We start from the raw sequence: 23,815 nt of genomic DNA, 5'->3' as shown, positions 1-23,815 counted from the left end.
CCGATGGAATTGCAGTTGAAAGGAAAAGTAGCAATCGTATTAGCTTCATCAAAGGGTCTAGGTTATGCGGCGGCTGAGGCATTGGCTGCTGAAGGAGCACAGGTTACATTGGTAGGACGCAATGATGTCAGCTTAGCTGAGGCTGCTGTCCGCTTGAAGGCGAAGACAGGAATCGAAGCGCTGACGGTGGAGGCGGATATTACAAGTGCCGAGTCGATTAAGCGGATTGTGGAAATGACCGTGGAGCGTTATGGAACGGTTGATATTTTAGTAAATAACTGTGGTGGGCCGAAGCCGGGCAAGTTCGATCAGCTTAGTGACGAGATGTGGCAAGAAGGCTTTGAGCTGACGCTGCTTAGCTACGTTCGCGCCATTCGTGAAGTTCTTCCTTATATGCGAAAAGGAGGCTTTGGTCGAATCGTCAATATTACTTCTTCCTCCATTAAGCAGCCAATCGAGACGTTGATGCTATCTTCTACCTTCCGCGTTGGTGTTGTAGGTCTTGCGAAGACCTTGGCTCCGCAATTAGCACAAGAGGGTATTCTTATTAATACAGTTGGACCGGGTAGATTTGCAACAGATCGAGTTGAACAACTGGATGAGCTGGCAGCTAAGCAGAGACAAGTCTCCATTGAAGAGATTCAAGCAGCAGAGGCTGCACGTATTCCGATAGGACGATACGGTGCCCCTGAGGAAATGGGACGTCTTATCGCTTTCCTTGCTTCTCCTGCAAATAGCTATATGACAGGACAATCTTTGCTTGCAGATGGTGGTACGGTTACAGCGATATAAAAAACGATAAAAGAGCAACAGCTATGCTTCGTCTATCGCTTCTCTATGCTTAGGTGCCGCAAGGCGTCTTATAGTTAGACATGCTATAATAGATGAATTATCGTTGTTGCAACACGGAATCGATATCGTTTTTGACTCCGTATATCGTGCAAGGAAAGGAAAACATAATGAAAATTCTCGTATTGGCGGAAAAGCCCTCAGTAGGGCGCGAGATCGCGCGCGTGCTGGGCTGCCGTGACAATCATAAGCACTATATAGAAGGTTCGGAATATATCGTCACTTGGGCATTAGGACATCTGGTTGGATTAGCTGAACCGGAGTTCTATGACAAGAAGTATCAGCAGTGGAATCTTGAAGATTTGCCGATGATGCCAGATAAGATGCAATTGACGGTATTGCGCGAGTCGTCGCATCAATTCAAGATCGTACAGCAGCTGATGAAGCGTGCAGATGTGAAAGAATTAATTGTCGCGACGGATGCAGCTCGTGAAGGCGAATTGCTGGCACGCTGGATTATGCAAAAAGTGAACTGGCGCAAGCCGTTTCGTCGTTTATGGATTTCTTCGCAGACGGATAAGGCAATTAAGGAAGGCTTCAAGAGGTTGCGTCCAGGCACAGACTTTGATCGTCTTTATGAATCCGCTCGTTGTCGCGCAGAAGCAGATTGGCTTGTTGGTTTAAATGTGACGAGAGCCTTGACTTGTAAGTTCGAGACGCCAATGTCTGCTGGCCGCGTGCAGACGCCGACATTGGGTATTGTAATGCAGCGCGAGAAGGACATTGCTGCCTTCCGTTCGCAGGAATTCGATCAGCTCATCGCCGATATGGGCGGCTATGAAGCGATATGGCGCGGAGCAAATGGCGATGCGCGCGAATTTGATCTGGATGCGGCGAAGAAGCGTATGGAGAAGCTTGCGAATGAGCGCGCTGTCATCACTGACTTGAAGAAGTCGAAGCGCCAGGAGCCGCATCCGCTCGCTTATGATTTGACAGAGCTTCAGCGCGATGCGAACCGTCGTTTCGGCTTCTCAGCGAAGCAGACGTCGAACGTGCTGCAGCGTCTTTATGAGCAGCACAAGGCGGTTACGTATCCGCGTACGGACAGCCGTCATCTTTCTTCGGATATGACGGGTACGCTCAAGGAACGGCTGGAAGCGATGGCAGCAGGTCCTTATGCTGCCTTGGCAAGAACATTGGCGAAGCGCACGCTGCCAATTACGAAGCGTATTGTAGACGATTCCAAAGTAACGGATCACCATGCGATTATTCCCACAGATGAACCGCTGCGTTTGGCACAGTTCTCTCCAGAGGAGCGCAAGCTGTATGATCTTATTGCACGCCGCTTCTTGGCGTTGTTCTTACCGCCAACCGAATGGGAGCAAGTCGCGTTGACTCTTCGTATCGGCGATGAGACGTTCGCAGCGAAAGGGCGTACAGTTGTAGAGCAAGGCTGGCGCCAAGCGTACGATAATGATTGGAACGACGAAGAGGAAGAAGGCCGTTCCGCAGATGCGCGCGAGACAGAGCGGATTCCTCGTCTTAACGTGAATGACACCGTAAATGTGAAGCGCCTCTATGTGCAGCGGGATCGGACGCGTCCGCCTGCTCGTCATACGGAAGCTTCTATTTTGACGCAGATGGAGAAGCACGGACTCGGTACCCCTGCGACTCGTGCAGATATTATTGAGAAGCTCGTATCGAGTGATACGATTGAGCGTGAGGGTGCTCACCTGAAACCTACAGGCAAGGGGAAGCAGCTCATTGAGCTCGTATCATCAGAGTTGAGAACGCCAGAATTGACAGCGAAATGGGAGCGCGAATTGGAGCGCATCGCCCGCGGTGAGCGTCGCTCAGGCGACTTTATGCAGCAAATACGCGAGATGGCGAAGCAGCTTGTACAAGGCGTTAAAGCAAGCCAAGCGGAGTATAAGCCGCATAATGTGTCTCACAGTCACTGTCCTGATTGCAATACTCGGATGCTGGAGCGCAAGTCCAAGCGAGGCAAGACGCTGGTCTGCCCGAACAAGGAGTGCGGCTACAAGCGCTCGGCAGATAAGCAGCTGTCGAACCGTCGTTGCCCACAGTGCCGCAAACGTATGGAAATGAAGACAGGCAAGAGCGGCAAGTTCTTTCAATGTTTGCCGTGCAACGTCATTGAGAAATTAGACGGTGTCGGTGGCAAAGTGAAGAAGCATGAAGAGCGGAAGCTTGTGAAGCAATATACGAAACAAGAGTCACTTGGTTCAAATTTAGGAGACTTGTTGAAGGCGGCATTAGCCAAGCAAGACGAATAGTCTCATTGATGTAATAGCTTTGTCCCTCCTTGGCGTACAGGAGGGGCAAGGCTATTTGTGTTTCTGTTTACTTTCCCTCTATAAAACTTCCAAAATTTCCTCGCTATCATTTACCCAAATCTGAAAATCTTGTAATGATTGCGTAACTTTAGTTTGATAGAATCAAGGAAGTTAATGTCGAAAGTCGTCATACACGGTCATATTAAGTTAAATGAAGGAAGTGGAAGTTGGCGTGAGGAATACGAACATGGTGAGGGTAGATTCACGGAGAAACAAACGACGTAAGAAATGGATTCTCCGTATTATTTTACTGGCATTATTGGTTGGTATAGGTTATGGAGTTTATACGGTTGGCAAACAACTGTGGGGCCATGATGGGATGTCGACAGCCTCTAATCAAGAACAACATGCAGTTACAAATGTTGCAGCATTTGACCTAGTGGCGAAAGAGAAGCAATCGCCTACGATGTACAACGGCATGAAGCGTAAAGTTGCCTATTTGACATTTGATGATGGACCAAACACACATACGCCAGAAATTCTTCGTATTTTGAAGGAACATAATATAAAAGCGACCTTCTTCATGCTAGGCAACAGCATGCAGCAGCATCCGGATCTCGTAAAGCAAATTGCGGATGAAGGCCATTATCCTGCGCTGCACAGTATGACGCATGATTACACCAAGCTGTATAAGAGCGGAAGTGCAGCTAACTTTATAGAAGAGTTTAATGAAGCACAGCAGCTTGTGAAAGATGCGACAGGCATTACAACGAAGCTTATTCGTGCGCCTTATGGAAGTGCACCGCAAATTAAAGAGCCGTTCCGTGATGATATTGTAGAGGCAGACTTTAAAATGTGGGACTGGACGTTGGATACGCTGGATTGGAAATACGCAAGAAACCCTTCTGGGATGCTGGATGAAGTGAAACGTGGATTGAAGAAGGATACGGAAGTTATTTTGATGCATGATCGCAAGCAAACGGTTCAAATACTGCCGGAAATGATCGAATATATTAGTTCGCAAGGCTATGAATTTGAAGTATACGACCCTAATGCTCATTTTCCTGTGAACTTCCAGCATGATGAGCGCCTGTAGTCGGGGTAGGAGGAGATTGAAGTTGACGTCTTGGAAAAATAGAATTGGCATGATAGCAATAATAGTAGCTATGGCAACGATGCTAGCAGCGTGCGGAGCTCCTTCAAGTGAGAAGTTGTTTAGTTCGTTTGAGCAGGCTGCTTCAACGGAAAGTGCAGCATCGGCAGCATTTGAAGAACTAAAGCAATTAGAAGCTAGAGACCAGAAGCAGTACGATACCATTTTGGACAAGGGAGAGCGCAGCAATGTGAACGTACAGACGCTGATTACGCAGACGATGTCCTCGTTGGATCAACGCCAGCAGGCTATGACGAAAGTGAAAGAACAAGTCATTGCTGCTTATGAGCATGTCGCAGACGCACAATCCCAAGTGGACAAGCTAGAACCAGCACAAGGTAAAGAGCAAGCTGCTCAAGCGCTGGCTGCTTATACAAAACGTTATGAGACGACCCAGCAATTAGCGGCACAGTACGAAAAGTTGATTGCATCGGAACGAGCGTTGTATGAACAGCTACAAGTTGAGAAGACGAACTTGAAACAGTTGCAGCAGGCTGTGCGTGAGCGCAACCAGCAATGGACGCAAGTCAATCAATTCAAACAGCAGTTCAATCAATACACAGAACAGTTTAATACGAATAAAGATGCTTTTTACAAAGCAGTGGGCATTCAAACGGATAAAGCTACTTCTTCTAAGTAATAGAAGATTATAGGCTTTTGAAGGGCGAATGCCCTTCTTTTATTTATTTACTAAAAATTTTAGAGGTAATTTATTACAAATGCAAAAATACTATTTATTTATAAAATTGTATCTAATATAATAGAACAAACGAAAATACAGGTGTCCTCTCACAAAGGACATTTAAAATAAGAGAGGAAAGTGACAATGGGATCTCAAGAACGCCATACAAGAAAAAGTCTATTAATGCGTTCCCTTGATAGCATTGAGAAGGTCGGTAATAAGCTTCCGGACCCTGTTATGCTGTTCGCATTACTATCATTGCTCGTTATGGTCGTTTCCGCTATATTGTCTTCCATTGGATTGAGCGTTGCTGATCCGACGAAGCCTGGCGAAACGCTTACCGTTATGAACCTTCTTAGTAAAGAAGGTTTACAATATGTATTTGAAAATGCGGTTAAGAACTTTACAAACTTTGCTCCACTCGGAACGGTACTCGTGACGATGCTCGGTATCGGTGTAGCAGAGCGTTCTGGCTTGATTACAGCTGCCTTGCGCGGTCTTGTTACTTCTGTGCCTCGCCAGCTTATTACAGCTTCACTCGTATTCGGTGGTGTAATGTCTAGTATGGCTTCTGATGCCGGATACGTTGTATTGACACCGCTTGGAGCAGTATTGTTCGCTGGTATGGGGCGTCATCCGCTTGCTGGTTTGGCTGCTGCATTTGCTGGTGTATCCGGTGGATTCAGTGCGAACTTATTCCTGACGTCGCTTGACCCGATGTTAGGTGAGCTAACGCGTATGGCTGTTGAGCCGTTCAACCCTGAATATGCGGCAGGCCTTAACGTTGCAGGTAACTACTACTTCATGGCTGTATCGGTATTTCTAATTACGATTATCGGTACGTTTGTAACGGATAAAATCGTTGAACCTCGTCTTGGAACTTACAAAGGCGAAGAGATCGGTGAATTGCAATACCTTACAAAGGAAGAGAAGAAAGGCCTTTGGGGCGCATTGGTATCATTGATTGTAACATGTGGATTGTTGTCTCTACTCGTGCTACCATCTTGGGGACCACTTCGTGGAGAGGGAGATATCGTTAGTTCGCCATTCTTCATGCACCTTGTGCCGATTCTTCTGATTATGTTCCTTGTGCCAGGTGTTGTTTATGGCAAGATGACAAAGTCGATTAGTAACAGCAAAGATGTGTCCAGAATGTTCGGTGACACAATGTCCAGCATGGGAAGCTACATTGTATTGGCATTCTTCGCAGGACAATTCGTAGCTTACTTTACACAGACGAATCTAGGTAAGATTCTTGCCATTAAAGGAGCAGAGCTGCTGCAAGGCTCCGGTATTACAGGCATTCCGTTAATTTTGATCTTTATATTAATTTGTGGATTTATCAATTTGTTCATTGGATCAGCTTCGGCAAAATGGGCGATTATGGCGCCTGTATTCGTTCCAATTATGATGCAGTTTGGATATACACCAGAGTTCACACAGCTCGTATATCGTATTGCTGATTCAACGACAAACATTATTTCGCCGCTATTGCCGTACTTCGCCGTTATTATTGCTTTCGCTCAGAAGTACGACAAGAAAATAGGAATCGGTACGCTTATCTCGACGATGATTCCATACTCGATTGCATTCTCGATTGGTTGGGTTATTATGCTCTTCCTTTGGATGTTCTCTGGAATAGACATCGGACCAGGTACTGGCGTTTATATGAAATAATAATTAGGTAATTTATTTTTGAGAACTGCTTCTCAGCATTGCGCTGGGAGGCAGTTTTTTGTATGTAGATATACGTCAAAGCTAACTGACGCACACTTTTTTGGTTCTCTTCATGGTGGGAGACAGGAGGTAGAAGCTCATTTTTCGAATGAGAATGATAATTCTTTTCAATTATGTTGTGTTTTATATAAGTAAATGATAATATACTCCTGTGATACTGATAATCATTATCATTATTTCGAAAAATTTATATCAGCATAGAAAATATTTTTATGTTGCAAAGGAGTTATTTCAACATGAATTCTCGTAAACGTAAATGGAGTATGATGATCGCAAGTTTAATGCTGCTAGCTGTACTTACAGCATGCGGAAATGATACAAATACGGATCCTGTAGGCAAGCAGGCGAGTGAAGTACAAAGCTCTCAAGGTTCTCATGGTTCTCATGGATCAACATCATCATCGGAGAAATCAGGTGAACAGGCAAAAGAGACATCAACTCCAACAGGAGGCTCCTATAAAGTCGATGAAAAGGAAGCAGCGGTACTAGCTGCACAATTCGGAGACAAGAAACCAGAGAAGGCCGTAGTTGTGTCTGTATCTATCTCTGAAGTTTTACATGGATTAGGCGTTATGCCTGTAGGGGTTCCGACTTCAACACTAGAGCTGCCAGAAGCATTTAAAGATGTAAAGCGAATCGGCTCTGCTTTCAAGCCAGATCTTGAACAGATTACAAGTTTGGAACCGGATGTTGTTATCGGGCCTGCTTCCATTAAGGATAGCCTAGAGAAGACCTTTAAGACAGCCTCGCTAAAAACAGCCTATATTCCTTCTGATTCCTTGGAGCAGCTGAAGCTGTCTACTGTCGCATTGGGCAAAGTATTCGGTAAAGAAGACAAAGCGAAGGAAATGCTCGATAATCTTGCAAAGCAAGAAGCCGAAATGATCGCGAAAGCGAAGGGTAAACCTGCACCAAAGGTTATGATTCTGTTCGGTACGGCTGAATCGTTCATGATGATGAATGAGAAGACTTTCCCAGGCAGCATCGCGGCGCAGTTGGGAGCGACGAATGTCGTATCCGAAGTGTTGAAATCGGATGAAACGTATCTTTCGTTAAATATGGAGGATGTCGTGACAGCAAACCCTGATGTTATCTTGCTCGTTTCACATGGCGATCCGAATACAGCGCTTAAGAAATTTGAAACAGATGTGAAAAAGAATGGTGCATGGGAGAAGTTGAATGCGTTCCAGAATGGCAAAGTTAAAGCATTGGATTACAATCTCTTCGGTGTAGCTTCGCTCGTAAAAGCAGGAGAGGCTTATCAACATATGTTTAAGCAATTATACGAATAAGTCGGTAGTGAATATCATGTTTTGTTTCATGAATGGGAGGAAGACCAGTGCTCGCCTACAAAAATAAAAGCATAACGATCGGATTGACATTCCTCCTGCTAGTCATTGCCGTTATATTATCCATTGCTTTAGGAAGTGTAAAATATTCGCCTTTCGAAATTATCGCTGCTTTGACGGGCAGTGGAGGTGCGGTGCCGGATACAATTATTTGGGACATTCGCATTCCGAGAGTTGCTTTAGCTATTATCATTGGCGCTAACCTTGCGATTTCAGGAGCGCTGCTGCAAGCAGTTATGAACAATCCTTTAGCTGACCCCGGCCTGACTGGAGTATCTAGTGGAGCGGCTGTTTCCGTGTTGTTCATTTTGCTGGTTATGCCAAGCTATTCTTCGTTTGTACCATTTGCGGCAATTACAGGAGGAACGTTGGCAGCGATAATGGTGTATGCATTAGCATGGAAAAAGAAAGGGTTGTCTCCTGTTCGAGTTATTTTATCTGGGGTTGCCGTCAACTCCGTGTTCGGAGGTCTAATTGGACTATTATCACTCCTTTATAGTGACAAGCTGCCTGCTGCGCTGCAATGGTTGAACGGCAGTATGTCTGGCAAAGGCATGGGAGATGTAACGATGCTGCTGCCTTATTCTATCGTAGGATGGATTGCGGCGTTCTTCTGCATTCGGCAAGCCAATGTACTGCGTTTGGGCGAACAGGCAGCGTTGAATCTCGGTGAAAATGTGAATCGGATCCGAATTGTGTTGTCGTTCACGGCAGTCTATCTAGCAGGTGTATCGGTTTCAACGGTTGGTATGATTGGATTCGTTGGGCTTGTCGTTCCTCATATGGCACGATTGCTGGTAGGTTCGGATTATCGGAACTTGATGCCGATGAGCATCGGATTAGGGGCGCTAGTATTACTTATAGCAGATACGCTTGGCCGAACGTTATTCGCCCCTATGGATATTCCAGCAGGCATCGTAATGGCTGTAGTAGGCGGACCCTACTTCTTATATCTGATGAGAAAGGGAGATATATGACATGCTGGAAGCTAGCAATGTAACGATTGGCTACGAGGATAAAACGATCGTCAAAAATGTCACCCTGCAGATTCAAGAAGGAGAGATTGTGTCGATTATCGGACCGAATGGTTCTGGCAAATCGACGCTGCTAAAGGGAATGTCTAGACTAATTCCTTGTGAAAGTGGTCAAGTGTGCCTTGCAGGAGAATCGATGCATGCCATGGGAAGTAAGCGAATATCTCAGTTGATGTGCATCCTGTGTCAATCTAATCAAACACCTGCAGATATGACCGTAGAGGAGCTTGTCTCTTACGGCAGATACCCGCATAAGAAATGGTATGAGCGCTTAAATGCGGATGACTATGACATTATTAACTGGGCTATTTTGCATACAGGAATGGAGTCTTTTCGTAAGCGGCTCGTTATTTCCTTATCCGGGGGCGAAGCTCAGCGTGCTTGGATTGCTATGGCATTGGCACAAAGGCCGAAAGTTCTGTTATTAGATGAGCCGACGACATATTTGGATATTGCGCATCAGCTTGAGGTGCTGGAACTTGTGCGCACGGTGAATAGAGAGCTTGGGATCACAGTTGTCATGGTGCTGCACGATCTCAATCAAGCCAGCGCATATAGTGACAAAATTTATGTGATTCAGAATGGTAGCATTCATACCACAGGCAAGCCGCGAGATGTACTGACACCAGATATCATTCGAAATGTATATGGAGTAGAAGCAGAAGTTCAGTATCTAGAGGCAGTGGAATATCCACGTATCCATCCGCTAAAGCGTGCATAAAGCCAATTGGATTGCAGTAAATAGTAATTAGCAATTCGATCATTATCCTCATCTGCGCAGATAAGGATATATAGATTAAATGGAATGTAATGTGAACAGTATGGGGGAGTTATTATTATGAAGCCAATTGATATGGAAGCGACCAAGCAGCGCTACATAGCGTTTATCGAAAGTTGTAAATCAATCGTAATCAGCAGTACAAACGAGCAAGGAGTACCGTTCATTAGCTATGCTCCTGTCGTAAAGTACAACGAGAAGCTTTACATTTATATTAGTCAAATCTCGGATCATTATTATTACGTAGACAGCAATGAACACATCCATGTGATGATGATTGCAGATGAAGCGAAGTCTCCAAATGTGTTTGCACGTGAGCGGGCTCGATGGGTATGCACGACTGCTAATTTAGGCAATGAAGGTCATGATGATGTATTCGCTCAATTTGATGCAGCATTTGGTGAAAGCATGATGAAGCTGCTGCGCGGACTTGATTTCTCCTTATTCGAACTTACTCCCGTTGAAGGTCGTTATGTAGTAGGTTTCGGCCAAGCCTTCAATGTGAATTTATCTGGCAGCATGCTGGAGCACGTCGTTGTAGATCGCAAAGAAAAGGAATAAGTATGAGAAAGGTTGATGAAGATGCCACATCCATTTGAAGCTGTTCAACCCATTTGGAGTGCAGTGCGTGACCGATTTCAGAAGATGATAGAGGGTTTGCAAGAGTCAGACATGGACTTAAAACTTTCGGAACAGTTCCCTACTATTGCCCATTTGATCCGCCACAATGCTGAAGTGGAGTATATGTTTGCAGCTTGGTTCTTTAAGCGTAAGACGCCTGCTGATGTTACTTTTCTGACAGCTGGGCCACCTAAGGATGCTCCACAAGATCTTGGTCAGTTGGCAGCGTTAATTTCCTTTTCAGCATCGGCCAATGAGCACTTGATAGCGGGAATGAAGGAGCTGCCGTTAGAGGATTGGGACAAGCCGGTCGTGACACCAATCGGTACGTCAACACCGCGAGAAGCGTTAGGAAGAGCATTGTATCATACCGGTATTCACAGTGGACAAATTTCATATATTCGTAAGCTTGCAGAACAGCAGAACCATGTCGATCAAGGCTAAGGTAAGAAACATAGAGAGTATACAAAATAAGCAAAGCAGACCTTCTGGAAGGTCTGCTTGTTTTTGTTGCGGCATATTTAGGGTAACCTTGACGGAATACAAAATTTGCTTCATTAGGCATCACATGTTCAAGGCACATTCGTCAGCTTATTGCCACGTCTTAGCAACAAAATCTGCGACAATGAGAAAGATAACGTAGGAAACAAGGGCTGTCGCAATATAGATAAAGCCTTGTTTGGTGCGCTGTTGGAAAAATCGAACGATACCTAGACTAACAAGCGGACACACGATTAATAGGAAGAACAAGACGGTTACAAACAGCTGCGGACTAATTGTACTAATATCGACGTAGGTCAATGGGAATCACCTCATCATGTGAATGGAATGTACATATCTATTAGAGAGTTAAAAGTGAAAGAGTATGAATGAGTTAGTAAAAATAAAGACTATAACTGCTATTATATATCGAATGAACACCCAAAGTCTTCCTTTTTGTGCGTGCAATTTCGTCAATTTTTCATCAATTTACTTGTGAAATGAGAGATAGTTCATTGGAATAGAAATGATGTTGAAAAGGTGATGCAAAAGAACCATTAACTGGGTTGAGTAGTAAATATTAAATGCTATTTTTGTCGAATTCAGTCTATAATAGATCCAGTTCTAAGGGTGAATAGAAAATTTATGAAAAAAAGGTGGCCGTAAATGTGAAAAATATCATACTAAAGAAAGAGTTATCGATAGATGAATTACTCATCGTTTCATCCGAAATGGAAAGAATAAAAAAATCTAAGAAAATAGCGTATTTGCTTTTAATTTTTTTAGGTTGGCTGGGCATTCACCGTTTTTACTTGGGGCATTTCGGAATGGCAATTTTGAATATTGCACTCTTTATTTTCGGCATCTTACTTTTTATATTCCCGTTACCATCCTGTATTCTATCGATAATCGAATTGTTTATTCTTAGTGGGGCTGTAAATAAAGCTAATGCTAAAAAAGAAATAAAGCTTATTCATCGTGTAAGAGGAATTCGAAAACCCTACTAGTCCGTGAACTACAGCCTTCACTTTTTCAGTTGTCGAATAAAATATAGAAAAACATTGAAAAGGTGATGCGAAAGAACCATTAACTGGGTTGAGTAGTAAATATTAAATGCCAATTTTGTCGAATTCAGTCTATAATAGATCCAGTTCTAAGGGTAAATAGAAAATTTATGATAAAGGGAGAATTTAGTCGTGCAAAATGTCATTCTAAAGAAAGAATTATCAATGGACGAGTTAGTTATCGTTTCATCCGAAATGGAAAGAGCGAAGAAGTCTAAAGCGCTAGCTTATGTGCTCTTGATTTTTTTAGGAACGCTTGGTGTTCATCGTTTCTATTTGGGTCACATCGGTATGGGGATATTGAACATTGTCGTATTTCTATTCGGCTTATTACTGTTCGGTCTACCTTACTTGATTTTATGGGTTATTGAATTGATTCTTCTCAGTGGAGCAGTTGACAAAATAAATGCTCGGAAAGAATTAGAGCTTATTCACAATATTAAAATGCTGCGCAATCGATACTAATTTATGAACAGCATTTTATTATTTAAGTACAATCTGAGCACCGATCAAATGATCGCTTTTCAGTATGAATATGAGAAGAGAGCAAAGTCTAAAATGCATGCGGTCATTTATTGGTTGTTCTTGGGTCCATTTGGCGCGCACAGGTTTTACTTAGGAGAAAAGGCAGCAGGCATATTTCTGCTATTTGCGGGTTTGTGTTTTTACATTGTACTGCCTATTTCGCTATTTATCTTTGCTGTAAATACATTTGATCGTTTGGATCCAGCTCTGGACTCTTCGGTAGTGCTCATTCTTTTTTTACTCTTTATATTTATTGGTCTTATATGGTGGGTTGTTGAAGGATTTCTCATTTCAGGCAAGGTAGAGCGTCTCAATGAGAAACTTGAGCTGGACATTATGCGTCAAATTGTACCGTCTAAAGTGAATTCTAATTCTTCTAACGCTTATCAGCAAAGACCTTAAAAAGTGTATTTAAATATGTACAATTGTAGCTGCCTTAGGCAGCTTTTTTTGTTGCTAATTAAGATCAACTTCTTCATTGATAGATCACTGATGGTATAATAAGGAATATGATGGAGATGAAATAACTTGGGATAATCGAGGGGGAGCTATCGTGCGTTATATGGTAGGCATTGATTTAGGTGGTACGAATATCGTTTGCGGATTGGTGAATGAGCAGTATGAGCTTATTGATAAAGTGAAGAAACCAACGGAAACCGAGCTTGGGGAAGAGCATGTATTGCAGAAGATGGCTTCGATGGTTGATGAGCTGCTAGCGCAGAACGGTATTGGGCGAAGCAGTTTGATTGCGGTAGGAGCGGGTTGCCCAGGATTTATTGATCCGGTTCGTGGTGTTACTATATTTGCGGCGAATTTGAAATGGACGGACGTTGAAGTATCTCAGCGTTTAGGGGAGCTTGTAGGTGTTCCTGTGTTCATTGATAATGATGTTCGAATGTATGTGTATGGTGAAGCGATGAGCGGTGCTGGCCGTGACGGCAAAGTAGTTCTGGGTGTTACCATCGGTACGGGTATGTCTGCGGCAACGGTTGCAAACGGAGAATTGTATTATGGGAATCGTTTTATGGCTGGAGAAATTGGACATGTCGCGATGGACGGGGAAACTACACCATGCGGTTGTGGGCTAACTGGCTGTGTGGAGACCGTCGTATCCGCTACTGGATTGGTTCGCCAAGCTAAAGAGGCGTTAGAGGCCGGCTGCAGCAGCATACTGAGGGAAGCTTATGAAGCTGGTAGCTTGACGGCAGCACTCGTATCGGATGCATATGATCAAGGAGATGAGCTTGCCAAATCTATCATGCAGCATACGGGTACTGTGTTAGGTAAAGCATTGGCCTATGCGATTACTGCGTACAGCCCGGACGTGCTCGTTATTGGCGGCGGCGGTTCTTTGGCAGGAGAGCGATTATTTGCTCCTGTTCGTGAAGCACTTAAGCGTCATGTATATCATGGTTATTTGGAGCAGTTAGAAATTCGCCAAGGCGAACTGATAGATGATGGCGGTGTCATTGGTAGTGCGGCATTCGCACGAACAAGATGGAGCCAACTAACCTCTACTTCATCTCAAGCTACTTCTACGTCAGAGTCTGTGCGTGATTGCCATGTCTAAGGCAGCACCTACTTTACATACTGCTGCGACAACTGAATTGCTGCAGCAGCGCATCGTTGCGATATTTCGTGGCTATACGGGAGAGGCTGCCGATGAAGCTGCAGCAGCATTGATACGTGGTGGAATTACCTTACTGGAAGTGACGATGAATACGGATGGGGCCGCGGCAATCGTATCCCGATGGCGTGAACGCTTTGGGGAGCAGGCATTTATCGGTGCAGGAACGGTTATAGATGAAGAAACAGCGAGAGAAGCTTTGGACAGTGGGGCGCAGTTTTTAATTACGCCGAACTTGGATGAGAAAGTGATTGAACTCGCTCAAGCAAGAGGAATCGATGTATGGCCAGGTGTATTGACTCCTACTGAAATGGTGCGTGCATGGAAGGCGGGGGCGCCAGTGTTAAAGCTCTTCCCGCTTGGCAGTCTCGGTTCAGAGTATATACGTGAAGTTCGTGGCCCACTCGGCCATATTCCGCTTATGGCGACAGGTGGTATTGATTTGCATAATGTGCAGCAATACTGGACGGCAGGAGCGTCGGCATTTGGGCTTGGTTCCAAGCTCGTTCGTGGTGACCTTATTCGAGCAGCAGCATGGCAGGAGCTAGAGGATCATGCCTCTCAATGGGTGAATACTGTTCGCCATCTAGCCTAGTAGATCGGGACTAGATTGTTTTGTCCAGTAAACTATTTTTAGTTATAGCCAAGCTGCCCTTGCTAAGGGATATAAATGAGAGGAGGTCAGGTGGGTATGCCGTTCATTAGCTTGTTCATCATTGTAGTCGTCGTGTTAATCCTTCTCTTTCTCTCTGTTATTTGGCGCTTGTCTGTCAAAAGCCAATCGCCGCGAAGAAAGCCGATCGAGGTACAGCCAACAGGGAAGTTTGAATCGATTGAATTTCAAGGCAGTGCATGGCTAAAAGGCTGGCTGCTCTGGCCTACTGATTGGCATCAAGAGCTTAGTAACCAGCCCCTGCCTGTCATAATTATTTCTCATGGCTGGGCTTCCAATCGTTCTCGAGTGCTGCGCTATGTGGAGCCATTTCGAGCAACGGGTTATGCTGTTATCGTCTATGATGTCACAAGTCATGGTGAAAGCGGTGCAGTGAAGGCGCCATCTGCGCTGTTGTTTCGTGATGACTTGCTTGCGGCGGTGCGCTATGCTCATAGCCGTCCTGAGCTTGATGCTGCACGAATAGGCATTATTGGCCATTCATTAGGAGGCTTTGGTGCCATGTTGGCGCTAGACGAAGGACTAGAGGTACAAGCGATGGTAACGGATTCGATGCCAGCTAATCCATTTACGATGATAACAGCTGAGTTGAAGCGAAGAGGACTACCTATTTTTCCTTTGGCGCAACTTGTGCCGCGTATCTGGCTTCTGCGCGCTCGAATTCATAAGGCTGAGTTCGATGCCATTAATATTCGGGAGACGATCCTTCGCAATGAACGGCGTCGTTCAGGAAGAGTGCCGCTGTATATGATCCATTCGATGGGGGATACGTTTATTCCACCTTCGGAATTGCAAGGGATTGTAAGCGATTTGCCTTGTGAATTGCCCCATATGTTCGTCCATACGAATGGTCATAGCTGTTCCGAACAGGATCCCGCATTTTGGGAGGGTGTTCTGCCTTTTCTACATAAGCATGTAAAGCAAGCAGCAGCTTCTCCAAATCGTCCTGATACATGTACGTCCTCGTAAGCACGATTGTGCTTACGGGGCGTTTTTTTTTGTAGAATGGGCATAAATTTCAGTCATTGCTCTATGTTATTCGCCTTCTTTATAGAGCATCAAACTGCTAATCTTGCTTCCTATTGTGCATAAGGTCTCCAATACGCTCAACGTATGAAAGACGTTGTCGAGTACTGCAAGAAACAGGAAATGGAAGTGACAAGCGAGCATTCCATAACGTGACATCCTTCTTATAGGTACTGTGCTACGATATGGATCATCCTATGATAAGGCTTGCCATATGTGGAGGTGGCTTGATGAATCAAGAGGAAGAGAAGGCTTGTCCGTTTGTTTGTCCGAGTAGAAGGCAGCGTGTGTTGAAGCATCGAGCACATTATCGTTCACAGTGGATGCATCGAAGTATGCGAATGATGATAGCGACGCTTATTTTTGTATTGATGTGGAGCAGTTATATATCGTGGCCGCATGTTGAAGCAGAGTCTTCATCTGTTAACTTTTCTGATGAGCACATGATGGAGAACTGGCTTGCAGAACAGTTGGAGCAGCGGACCACGATGATCCAATTTAAGTACGAGGGATCGATCGACCAATTCAGTCAGGTGCTAACGGATGTACTGAACGATGCTCTTTATTCTAATCCATTTATTCGGTATAACGTCAGCCGTTATACGTTTCACTGGAAATCATATGGAAAAGGGGCTTTAGTATCTGTATATGTTCAGTATCGAGAAACGTACGAGCAATACCAACAAGTGCGTCAATATGCGAAAGATCAAGTGAAACGGCTTATTACACCTGGCATGAATGAGGAGCAAATTGTGAGAACACTGCATGACTTCGTTGTGAGTCAGCTTGCTTATGATGCAACGATGACGAGGTTCACTGCCTATGAGGCGATTACGCTAGGAAGCACCGTCTGCCAAGGATATGCTTTGTTATTGCAAGCGTTGTACGAGGATGCAGGGATAACGAGCCGTGTTGTTGAAGGCAATGCGGGTGGACAACTGCATGCATGGAATATTGTGCAGCTGAATAATCAGTGGTATCACGTGGACGCTACATGGAATGACCCAGTGCCAGACAAACGCGATCGTATTTTGCACACGTATTACTTGCTCAGTGATGAGGAAATTGGGCGTGATCATACATGGGACCGTGAAAAATTTCCACAGGCAATGCAAACATATAAGCAGCAATAATAAGCGACCATTGGATGTTTAATCATGAACCTGTTAGGGTTGTTCCTTGCTCTTTTACTTGAAGAAGAGAACATAGCTCGCTGTTTCCCTCGGGAGGCAACGGGCTATTTTTTATTGGTTAGAAACTTGCAAAAAAATTAAAAAAAGTACTTGCAGGTGACGTTACGTCACCCAATATAGTGAATGTAAATCACACGAGATAAAGGGGAAAGGAACCTATGAATAGCAGCATAATGAACTGGAAGCAGCAAGATAAATGGACATGGAAAGAGCTTACGGCATTGCTTCTACTAGAGTTTGGAGTTGTAATTGGATGTATCAAATTTGTAATAGCACCTATGTATACAGCTTGGTTCAGCAATGAATTGTATTCAGGAACGTTGATGGGGCTTACCATTGCAATTGTTTTACTACTAGGGGTGTACTTCATTGCACTTCGTCCACAAAGGCTGTCATGGAGTGAAGTAGGCTTGCGCTCGTTTCCCGCAAAGGACTGGTGGCGTATTGTCGGTTGGACGCTTTTGTATCTCGTTGGCAGTATAGTAGTGATGGAACTGACTGTACTTCTAGTCGGGAATTCCTACGATAATAGTAAGACAGAGGCAATGCAGCAAAATGTAACGGTGTTCGCTGTTTCGATTTCATTTATATCAGCAGCTATTATTTCACCCATCTACGAAGAAATCTTTTATCGCGGTTTTTTATATCGTTGGTTGCGCACACGTCTTGGTGTCGGTGGGGGTATCTTTCTTAGTTCTTCCATTTTTACGATTATTCATATTCCAACGTATAATGCGATGCCGGTTAACTTCTTGTGCGGGATAGTTACTGCGTGGGCGTATGAACGGACGAATTCGATCTGGCCAGCGATGATTATTCATGGCGCTATAAATGCGATTGCTGTGTTGCTGACATCCCTTGGCTAATAATAAAAGGATACTCTAACAATATTGAAGGGTAAAACCTGGAAGAACCGTCGGATAGATCATACAGACAAATAATATGGGGTGGATATGTTGAACAGACGGCGTAAGTCACGGATAACAACAATTAGCTATGCATTGGCGACGGCAGCGTTGATGACGATTGTATCAGGTTGTACAGACAAGATCATAGAAGAACAACAAACAGCACAGATCGAAGCAGGAGTTATTAAGAAGCTTCGGGTTAGCAATCCATCGGGTGATCTTACGATAGTTGGTAGCGATCAAACTGATAAAATAGAAGCGGTGGCGAAAATTAAGCGTACAGAAAAGATTTCGGCGGAAGAGTTTAAGATGACGTTTACAGAGCGTGGGGAGGAAGCGGAGTTCGTTAATTCCTTGCCATCCTCATGGGGGGTAGATATGCGTCAGATGGATATTACGTTAACAGTTCCGCGGGATATTGAGTTGGATATTGCCGATGAATCAGGTGATATAAAGCTCCAAAAGGTGAAGGGCGATCTCGAATTAGTGGATGATTCCGGTGATATTGAACTTACGAGTAGCCAAGGAAATGTAAATATCACGGATAAATCAGGTGAGATTGAAATATCTAATCATATTGGAATGATAGCGGTCATCGATGATAGCGGCAATGTGAAAATTGAGCAGGTAAAAGGGAATATTACGATTGAGGATGGAAGCGGCAACTTGCGTATTGAACAAATTGAAGGAAATGTTCGTGTCGAGTCTGATACGTCTGGAGATGCGATTATTGAACAAGTGTCAGGATCAGTCCATAACAATAATAAATAAATAGAGAAAGAGCCCGCTTCTACTGTCTGTGACAGAGAGCGGGCTCTTTTTTCATGCGACCTTACGGCGCGTATTGTACATCATTATCGTTCGTATCAGCCGCTATTTAGCTAACACTTATTCTGGGCTATCTAACTGGCACTGATCCAATGGAATAACCTTTGTTTTATATTTGATTTTGTAGCCAAGCCATACAGCAAGGAATAACGGAAGTCCGACATACGGCATCACGATATCCAGCCAGTGATAGTCTCCAGCGACAAGAATCGGTAGACTCTGTCCGATCACAACGACTAAACAAAGCGCAAATGCGAACAACGGCCCGAATGGGAACCAGCGCGCGCGATATGCGAGATCTTCCAACTTGCGTCCTTGCTTCACATAAGCGCGGCGGAAGCGATAATGGCTGATCGCGATTCCGAGCCAAGCGATAAAGCCGCACATACCAGAGGCAGATAGTAACCAGAAGTATACGGCTCCGTCTCCGAAGAAGGAAGCTAGGAAAGCCAGCATACCGATAGAAGCTGTAAGCAAAATCGCATTAACCGGAACGCCGCGTTTGCTTAGCTTGCCAAGGAAGCGAGGTGCTTTGCCTTCTTGCGCCAACACATATACGATACGAGCGGATGCGTACATACCAGAGTTACCAGCAGACAACACGGATGTTAGAATAACTGCGTTCATAACCGAGGCTGCAAATGCGATACCTGCTTTTTCGAACACCAAGGTGAACGGGCTTACACTGATATCCGTAACAGCTCCCTTTAGAAGGCGTGGGTCTGTGTAAGGAATAAGCATCGCGATAACGAAAATCGCTAAAATATAGAACAACAGGATACGCCAGAAAATTTGACGGATCGCTTTTGGTACACTTTCACGTGGATTGTCGGTTTCACCAGCCGCGATACCAACAAGCTCGGTTCCTTGGAACGAGTACCCCGCTGCCATAAATACGCCAAGCAAGGCAAGCAGGCCGCCATGGAATGGTGCGTCTCCTGTAGTAAAGGTATCAAATCCGATAAATCCTGTACGCTCACCGCCCAAAATACCAAAAATCATAAGTAGGCCGACCACTAGGAAGATAAGAACGGTACCGATTTTGATCATGGAGAACCAGTATTCGGACTCCCCGTAACCTTTAACGGATAATAAATTCAACGCTACAATAATGCCAAGGAATAAGAAACTCCATAAGAACGAATTTGAATCTGGGAACCAGTACTTAATAATTAATGTAGCAGCTACTAGTTCAGACGCGATCGTAATCGCCCAGTTAAACCAGAAATTCCAGCCAAGAGCGAAGCCAAGCGCTGGATCAACGAAGCGTGAAGCATACGTGCTGAATGAGCCGGACTCCGGCATATACGTAGCGAGCTCACCAAGACTCGTCATTAGGAAGTAAACCATAATACCGACAGCAGTGAAAGCGAGCAGTGCACCACCAGGTCCTGCTTGTGCGATTGCGCCGCCACTTGCTAGGAATAAGCCTGTACCGATCGAACCGCCTAATGCGATCATCGTTAAATGTCTTGTTTTTAAATGCCGTTTCAATTTTTGATTATCTGTTGTGTTACTCATTATGTCGGCACACTCCTTAGATGTTAGGTATAGTATGACCGAAAAGGTGCATGTTGCCACAGAAAATATAAAAAAACCGTCTAAGCGATAGTCGCTAGGACGGTTCTATATTCCGTCTCAACTAGCCCCTTGGTCAAGATAGCGCTCCATAGACGGACGGGTAATCCGAATATGGCAGTGCTGCGTCTTTCGACAGCAGCCCCAGCCTGCACCTTGGAAGTTAGAACGGTACAGACTTCGGCGGTTGTTCCTTTCCATGAAGTTCGTAGACGCTTCCCGTCTCCCTTCACGTACTATTAACATCCGCAACCTCTACCTCACCTTTGGAGTTGATGAGGATTTGAAAAATGATGTTGTTAAAGATGATACAGCAATAATATACACAGTAGTATAAAGCAATTATAGCGGCTCTTGCAATATTGAAAATATTTACTGTAATTTTCATAAACAGTAACAAAGCACTTGAATGATACAATAATGCCTATTGTCGACTAAGCTGTTTCCAGTACCAAATGGCTAGCTGTGTCCGGTCGCGAAGCTCCAGCTTCGCTAGTATTTCGGTTACATAATTTTTGACCGTTCCCTCACTTAAAAATAGGGTAGAAGCGATTTCACGATTGGATAAACCGTTAGCGATATGCTGGATAATTGCTTGCTCAGAGCCATTGAGCTGATATCGCTCCCAATTCGGAATAACGGGTGTATCTGCTTGTGGTTGAGGAGCAGATGTGGTCGTAGTTGTGCCGCTATTTGAGTGCCGCAGCAGATGAGCCAACTTCAGCGCAACCGATGGATCCATAAGCACGGTTCCACTATGGACGGTGCGAATTGCTTCCATCAGGCGTGATGGATCACTGTTTTTCAGTAAATAACCGCTCGCTCCATGCCGCAGTGCATCTATAATATGCTGCTCATCATCAAAAGTAGTTAAAATAAGCACTTTTGTAGTGGGGCACAGCTGTTTGACGAGGCGTGTTCCTTCCACACCATCACCGTCTGGCATGCGCATATCCATTAACACCACATCCACTGGCTGTTCCGATACAAGGGATGCTGCCTCATTTCCGCTCCCGCAAGTATGGATGACCGAAAAGTCAGGCTGCAGTTGGCATATTAGCTTCAAGCTTTCACGAATAAATACATCATCATCACAAATCATCAACCGAATAGCCATCGCTGTGAACCTCCTCGTATCTAGTTGTCCTAATCTATGTATTTGTTGCGGATAGGCAGCTTCGTCTGTATGCGGAATAAAGGTGTTGTAATGATCTCGATATTCCCACCCAACGTGTGAGCTCTATCTTGCATTCCCCTCATGCCCATTCCCTTTTGAATAGGTTCCGATGGAAGCTGACCATTATTCGAAACGTGCAGGACGACTTGACTCGGCTCATAGTGCACGATAATAGATGCTTTAGAAGCACCACCATGTCGGATTGCGTTGGTCAAAGCTTCCCGAGCATTGCGATACAAGGCAATTTCAACACTTGGATACAACACATAAGGGATGCCCTCTACATGATAATCGACCGTAAACTTGGCACTTTCGTACTCCTGCTGCAGCCGCTCTAAAGAATAGGAATGTAGTCGATGATCGGCTGGTTTTAGCCTCTTTACAGTGGAACGCATAAGTTCCATGCAGGCAGCCAACTGGGAACGAACCTCGAAGAACAGTGTAAAGGCTTGTTCTTGATTCGTTGCTGAAATTTCTACAGAGGCGTCCATCATCATTTTGAGACGTATAAATTGATGCCCGAGCTCGTCATGCAAATCATGTGCGATTCGGCTCCGTTCCTCAGCTTGACTCATCTCCTCGATCGCTCGTGCATAGTGAATCATATCGAGCTTGGACTGCTGCAGTTCATAGATTTGTTGACGCAGTTCGTCATTTTGCAGCATCAAGCGCTTCTTTTCTCCCGCGTACTGTCTTAACCCAAATAGAAGTATGCCTATGACGATTGTTACTACATTGAAATGGATCGTTTCTGTCCAGGATATATTGATGAAAGCGATCTGGAGCCCAAGCCAAGATGCAATTAACCATTTCAATAAGTAAGAACAATCCCATAACTTTGGTGATGTGATCCACGTCGCTATAAATAGGAAAACCAGCATAGTTGAAAAAGCATAGATAAGGAATAAGGAATACAGAAGCTCGATGGCAAAACAAAGCTTTGTCCAGCGCTGTGGAATCCACATTTGTCTAATCTGGGACAAGCCCAAGTAAAGGAATATGCAGAAAAAATACTCATCGTAATTGTGAAAATAGCGGAATACGTCATCGGTATATATAGCGACAATTGAAGTGATGATCGTAAGCATGATCTGAATAAGTACCGTAATGTGACGTGTCAACACCGTACTGCCACCTCCATGGTTAATTATACCATGCTATATCTGTTCATTTGTTTTATTTATGACTTTAGTCATAGGTAGAAAGTGACGAAATTGACCTGTCATATAGGATGAATCGATATACGATTAGAATTGAGACGACAAGTAGAGAAGTTCATATACGAAAGAAACAGAAGAAGTGAGCATAGTGGGAAGTGATAATAGCTATGATCGAGGGGGAGCAGACGTTGACAATATTAAAGGTGGACCAAATTATAAAACGATTTAATCAGCATGTAGCTGTAGATCATTTAAGTTTTCAGCTTGAAGAAGGTGAAATTTATGGCTTGCTCGGCCCAAATGGAGCTGGAAAAAGCACCACGATCCAAATGATTGTCGGTCTGCTGCCGATTGATCAAGGCGATATATGGGTAGATGGACATTCGGTTAAGAGTTCTCCGCTGCGCACAAAAGCTAGCCTAGGCTTAGTTCCGCAGGATTTGGCTCTATATGAACAAATTTCAGCGCGTGATAATGTACTGTTCTTCGGTAAGCTGTATGGGCTTAAAGGGAAGCAACTGCAGGAGCAAACGGATGAAGCTTTAGCGCGAGTAGGACTAACAGAGCGGCAGCATGATAAGCCTGCTTCGTTCTCTGGCGGAATGAAGCGACGGCTTAATATCGCCTGCGCGATCGCGCATCGGCCGCGCATTATTATTATGGATGAACCGACGGTAGGAATCGATCCTCACTCACGAAATCACATTTTAGAATCGGTTCGCAAATTGAATGAAGATGGTTCAACGATTATATACACAAGTCATTATATGGAGGAAGTATCAGCGATTTCGACACGGATTGGCATCATGAATGAAGGTCGATTGATTGCACAGGGTACAGAGGAAGAGTTGAGACAGCAGATTGGTTCAGATGAAAAAGTTCTCGTTGAAATTTTCCCTGTATCCGACCAGCAGGTAAGTGAAGCTGTGCTTGAACTTAAACGCCATCCGTCAGTCCTTCAGGTAACACAGCAAGGGGCTTGCTTGGAATTAATGCTGCCGCATGGAGAAGAAAGTTTACAGGATATTTTGTTCGTTTTGAGCAAGCAATCCGTTCCTGTTCGCTCGATTAGACGTGAGCAGCCAAGTTTAGAAACCTTGTTCCTTACTATGACAGGACGACAGCTGCGGGACTAG

The 23,815-nt window shown here is 44.5% G+C and carries 24 protein-coding genes and 1 riboswitch; of the genes, 20 read left to right on the top strand and 4 right to left on the bottom strand.

The genetic code is table 11. From position 1 onward, the window contains the following. Positions 1-3 precede the first annotated feature (3 nt). The 10 genes from NQ117_RS11100 to NQ117_RS11055 all read left to right on the top strand — a co-directional run bounded on the left by NQ117_RS11100 (position 4) and on the right by NQ117_RS11055 (position 10,884). Positions 4-792 (top strand): SDR family oxidoreductase, encoded by a 789-nt coding sequence (locus NQ117_RS11100; protein ID WP_258277997.1) that lies wholly within the window; start codon positions 4-6, stop codon positions 790-792. 167 nt (positions 793-959) lie between these two features. After that, complete coding sequence (locus tag NQ117_RS11095) at positions 960-3,086, top strand: DNA topoisomerase III (RefSeq protein ID WP_258277996.1); 2,127 nt, start codon at positions 960-962, stop codon at positions 3,084-3,086. Between the two features lie 247 nt (positions 3,087-3,333). Further along, the gene (locus NQ117_RS11090) at positions 3,334-4,182 is read left to right on the top strand and encodes a polysaccharide deacetylase family protein (RefSeq protein WP_258277995.1); all 849 of its coding nucleotides are present in this window, start codon (positions 3,334-3,336) and stop codon (positions 4,180-4,182) included. A gap of 22 nt (positions 4,183-4,204) precedes the next feature. After that, the gene (locus NQ117_RS11085) at positions 4,205-4,879 is read left to right on the top strand and encodes a YkyA family protein (RefSeq protein ID WP_258277994.1); all 675 of its coding nucleotides are present in this window, start codon (positions 4,205-4,207) and stop codon (positions 4,877-4,879) included. 186 nt (positions 4,880-5,065) lie between these two features. Next, a complete protein-coding gene (locus NQ117_RS11080) occupies positions 5,066-6,598 on the top strand; it encodes an AbgT family transporter (protein WP_258277993.1) in 1,533 nt (510 codons plus the stop codon). A 296-nt stretch (positions 6,599-6,894) separates the two neighbouring features. After that, a complete protein-coding gene (locus tag NQ117_RS11075; RefSeq protein WP_258277992.1) occupies positions 6,895-7,950 on the top strand; it encodes an ABC transporter substrate-binding protein in 1,056 nt (351 codons plus the stop codon). 47 nt (positions 7,951-7,997) lie between these two features. Beyond that, positions 7,998-8,984 carry a FecCD family ABC transporter permease gene (locus tag NQ117_RS11070; RefSeq protein WP_258277991.1) on the top strand — a complete coding sequence of 329 codons (987 nt, stop codon included), beginning with the start codon at positions 7,998-8,000 and terminating at the stop codon, positions 8,982-8,984. 1 nt (position 8,985) lies between these two features. Next, positions 8,986-9,762 (top strand): ABC transporter ATP-binding protein, encoded by a 777-nt coding sequence (locus tag NQ117_RS11065; protein WP_258277990.1) that lies wholly within the window; start codon positions 8,986-8,988, stop codon positions 9,760-9,762. A gap of 117 nt (positions 9,763-9,879) precedes the next feature. Next, positions 9,880-10,380 carry a HugZ family pyridoxamine 5'-phosphate oxidase gene (locus NQ117_RS11060; RefSeq protein ID WP_258277989.1) on the top strand — a complete coding sequence of 167 codons (501 nt, stop codon included), beginning with the start codon at positions 9,880-9,882 and terminating at the stop codon, positions 10,378-10,380. A gap of 15 nt (positions 10,381-10,395) precedes the next feature. Continuing rightward, entirely contained in the window at positions 10,396-10,884 is a 489-nt protein-coding gene (locus tag NQ117_RS11055) for a DinB family protein (protein ID WP_258277988.1), read from the top strand. A 147-nt stretch (positions 10,885-11,031) separates the two neighbouring features. Here NQ117_RS11055 and NQ117_RS11050 read toward each other — a convergent pair whose 3' ends face one another. After that, positions 11,032-11,241, bottom strand: coding sequence for a hypothetical protein (locus tag NQ117_RS11050; RefSeq protein ID WP_258277987.1), 210 nt, complete (start codon positions 11,239-11,241; stop codon positions 11,032-11,034). Between the two features lie 347 nt (positions 11,242-11,588). Between NQ117_RS11050 and NQ117_RS11045 the strand changes: the two genes are divergently transcribed. From NQ117_RS11045 to NQ117_RS11005, 9 genes are all read left to right on the top strand, one after another. Further along, positions 11,589-11,927, top strand: a complete 339-nt coding sequence (locus NQ117_RS11045; RefSeq protein WP_258277986.1) for a TM2 domain-containing protein — start codon at positions 11,589-11,591, stop codon at positions 11,925-11,927. A gap of 189 nt (positions 11,928-12,116) precedes the next feature. After that, positions 12,117-12,449 carry a TM2 domain-containing protein gene (locus NQ117_RS11040; protein ID WP_258277985.1) on the top strand — a complete coding sequence of 111 codons (333 nt, stop codon included), beginning with the start codon at positions 12,117-12,119 and terminating at the stop codon, positions 12,447-12,449. A gap of 3 nt (positions 12,450-12,452) precedes the next feature. Next, entirely contained in the window at positions 12,453-12,911 is a 459-nt protein-coding gene (locus NQ117_RS11035; protein ID WP_258277984.1) for a TM2 domain-containing protein, read from the top strand. Positions 12,912-13,062: 151 nt separating this feature from the next. Further along, on the top strand, positions 13,063-14,079 hold the full coding sequence (locus NQ117_RS11030) for an ROK family protein (RefSeq protein WP_258277983.1): 1,017 nt from the start codon (positions 13,063-13,065) through the stop codon (positions 14,077-14,079). After that, positions 14,072-14,731, top strand: coding sequence for a bifunctional 4-hydroxy-2-oxoglutarate aldolase/2-dehydro-3-deoxy-phosphogluconate aldolase (locus tag NQ117_RS11025; RefSeq protein WP_258278235.1), 660 nt, complete (start codon positions 14,072-14,074; stop codon positions 14,729-14,731). Before NQ117_RS11030 ends, NQ117_RS11025 begins: the two co-directional genes overlap by 8 nt. A gap of 96 nt (positions 14,732-14,827) precedes the next feature. Further along, positions 14,828-15,778: an alpha/beta hydrolase gene (locus tag NQ117_RS11020; protein WP_258277982.1), complete on the top strand. Its 951-nt coding sequence runs from the start codon at positions 14,828-14,830 to the stop codon at positions 15,776-15,778. Positions 15,779-16,065: 287 nt separating this feature from the next. Further along, positions 16,066-16,968 (top strand): transglutaminase domain-containing protein, encoded by a 903-nt coding sequence (locus NQ117_RS11015; protein WP_258277981.1) that lies wholly within the window; start codon positions 16,066-16,068, stop codon positions 16,966-16,968. 218 nt (positions 16,969-17,186) lie between these two features. Then, complete coding sequence (locus tag NQ117_RS11010) at positions 17,187-17,894, top strand: CPBP family intramembrane glutamic endopeptidase (protein ID WP_258277980.1); 708 nt, start codon at positions 17,187-17,189, stop codon at positions 17,892-17,894. Between the two features lie 87 nt (positions 17,895-17,981). Beyond that, positions 17,982-18,707 carry a DUF4097 family beta strand repeat-containing protein gene (locus tag NQ117_RS11005; RefSeq protein ID WP_258277979.1) on the top strand — a complete coding sequence of 242 codons (726 nt, stop codon included), beginning with the start codon at positions 17,982-17,984 and terminating at the stop codon, positions 18,705-18,707. Positions 18,708-18,824: 117 nt separating this feature from the next. On the opposite strand, the gene NQ117_RS11000 is transcribed toward NQ117_RS11005, so the two are convergent. The 3 genes from NQ117_RS11000 to NQ117_RS10990 form a co-directional block, all read right to left on the bottom strand. After that, complete coding sequence (locus NQ117_RS11000) at positions 18,825-20,285, bottom strand: amino acid permease (protein WP_309137865.1); 1,461 nt, start codon at positions 20,283-20,285, stop codon at positions 18,825-18,827. Positions 20,286-20,416: 131 nt separating this feature from the next. Continuing rightward, a riboswitch (Lysine riboswitch) is annotated at positions 20,417-20,608 on the bottom strand. A gap of 158 nt (positions 20,609-20,766) precedes the next feature. Then, the gene (locus NQ117_RS10995; RefSeq protein ID WP_258277978.1) at positions 20,767-21,459 is read right to left on the bottom strand and encodes a response regulator transcription factor; all 693 of its coding nucleotides are present in this window, start codon (positions 21,457-21,459) and stop codon (positions 20,767-20,769) included. A 29-nt stretch (positions 21,460-21,488) separates the two neighbouring features. Then, positions 21,489-22,643 carry a sensor histidine kinase gene (locus NQ117_RS10990; RefSeq protein ID WP_258277977.1) on the bottom strand — a complete coding sequence of 385 codons (1,155 nt, stop codon included), beginning with the start codon at positions 22,641-22,643 and terminating at the stop codon, positions 21,489-21,491. Between the two features lie 224 nt (positions 22,644-22,867). Between NQ117_RS10990 and NQ117_RS10985 the strand changes: the two genes are divergently transcribed. Further along, complete coding sequence (locus NQ117_RS10985) at positions 22,868-23,815, top strand: ABC transporter ATP-binding protein (protein WP_258277976.1); 948 nt, start codon at positions 22,868-22,870, stop codon at positions 23,813-23,815.

The organism is Paenibacillus sp. SC116 (assembly GCF_024733555.1).
In the GTDB taxonomy this organism is placed as follows: Bacteria; Bacillota; Bacilli; order Paenibacillales; family Paenibacillaceae; genus Paenibacillus_B.
This window is presented reverse-complemented; position numbering and strand designations above follow the sequence as displayed.

Excerpts from the sequence above, each read along its gene's own strand:
- NQ117_RS11080 (WP_258277993.1), top strand. The coding sequence starts at position 5,066 with ATGGGATCTCAAGAACGCCATACAAGAAAAAGTCTATTAATGCGTTCC.
- NQ117_RS11075 (WP_258277992.1), top strand. The coding sequence starts at position 6,895 with ATGAATTCTCGTAAACGTAAATGGAGTATGATGATCGCAAGTTTAATG.
- NQ117_RS11090 (WP_258277995.1), top strand. The coding sequence starts at position 3,334 with ATGGTGAGGGTAGATTCACGGAGAAACAAACGACGTAAGAAATGGATT.
- NQ117_RS11000 (WP_309137865.1), bottom strand. The coding sequence starts at position 20,285 with ATGAGTAACACAACAGATAATCAAAAATTGAAACGGCATTTAAAAACA.
- NQ117_RS11005 (WP_258277979.1), top strand. The coding sequence starts at position 17,982 with ATGTTGAACAGACGGCGTAAGTCACGGATAACAACAATTAGCTATGCA.
- NQ117_RS11095 (WP_258277996.1), top strand. The coding sequence starts at position 960 with ATGAAAATTCTCGTATTGGCGGAAAAGCCCTCAGTAGGGCGCGAGATC.
- NQ117_RS11060 (WP_258277989.1), top strand. The coding sequence starts at position 9,880 with ATGAAGCCAATTGATATGGAAGCGACCAAGCAGCGCTACATAGCGTTT.
- NQ117_RS11100 (WP_258277997.1), top strand. The coding sequence starts at position 4 with ATGGAATTGCAGTTGAAAGGAAAAGTAGCAATCGTATTAGCTTCATCA.
- NQ117_RS11025 (WP_258278235.1), top strand. The coding sequence starts at position 14,072 with ATGTCTAAGGCAGCACCTACTTTACATACTGCTGCGACAACTGAATTG.
- NQ117_RS11010 (WP_258277980.1), top strand. The coding sequence starts at position 17,187 with ATGAATAGCAGCATAATGAACTGGAAGCAGCAAGATAAATGGACATGG.
- NQ117_RS11065 (WP_258277990.1), top strand. The coding sequence starts at position 8,986 with ATGCTGGAAGCTAGCAATGTAACGATTGGCTACGAGGATAAAACGATC.
- NQ117_RS10995 (WP_258277978.1), bottom strand. The coding sequence starts at position 21,459 with ATGGCTATTCGGTTGATGATTTGTGATGATGATGTATTTATTCGTGAA.
- NQ117_RS11020 (WP_258277982.1), top strand. The coding sequence starts at position 14,828 with ATGCCGTTCATTAGCTTGTTCATCATTGTAGTCGTCGTGTTAATCCTT.
- NQ117_RS11055 (WP_258277988.1), top strand. The coding sequence starts at position 10,396 with ATGAAGATGCCACATCCATTTGAAGCTGTTCAACCCATTTGGAGTGCA.
- NQ117_RS11035 (WP_258277984.1), top strand. The coding sequence starts at position 12,453 with ATGAACAGCATTTTATTATTTAAGTACAATCTGAGCACCGATCAAATG.
- NQ117_RS11015 (WP_258277981.1), top strand. The coding sequence starts at position 16,066 with ATGAATCAAGAGGAAGAGAAGGCTTGTCCGTTTGTTTGTCCGAGTAGA.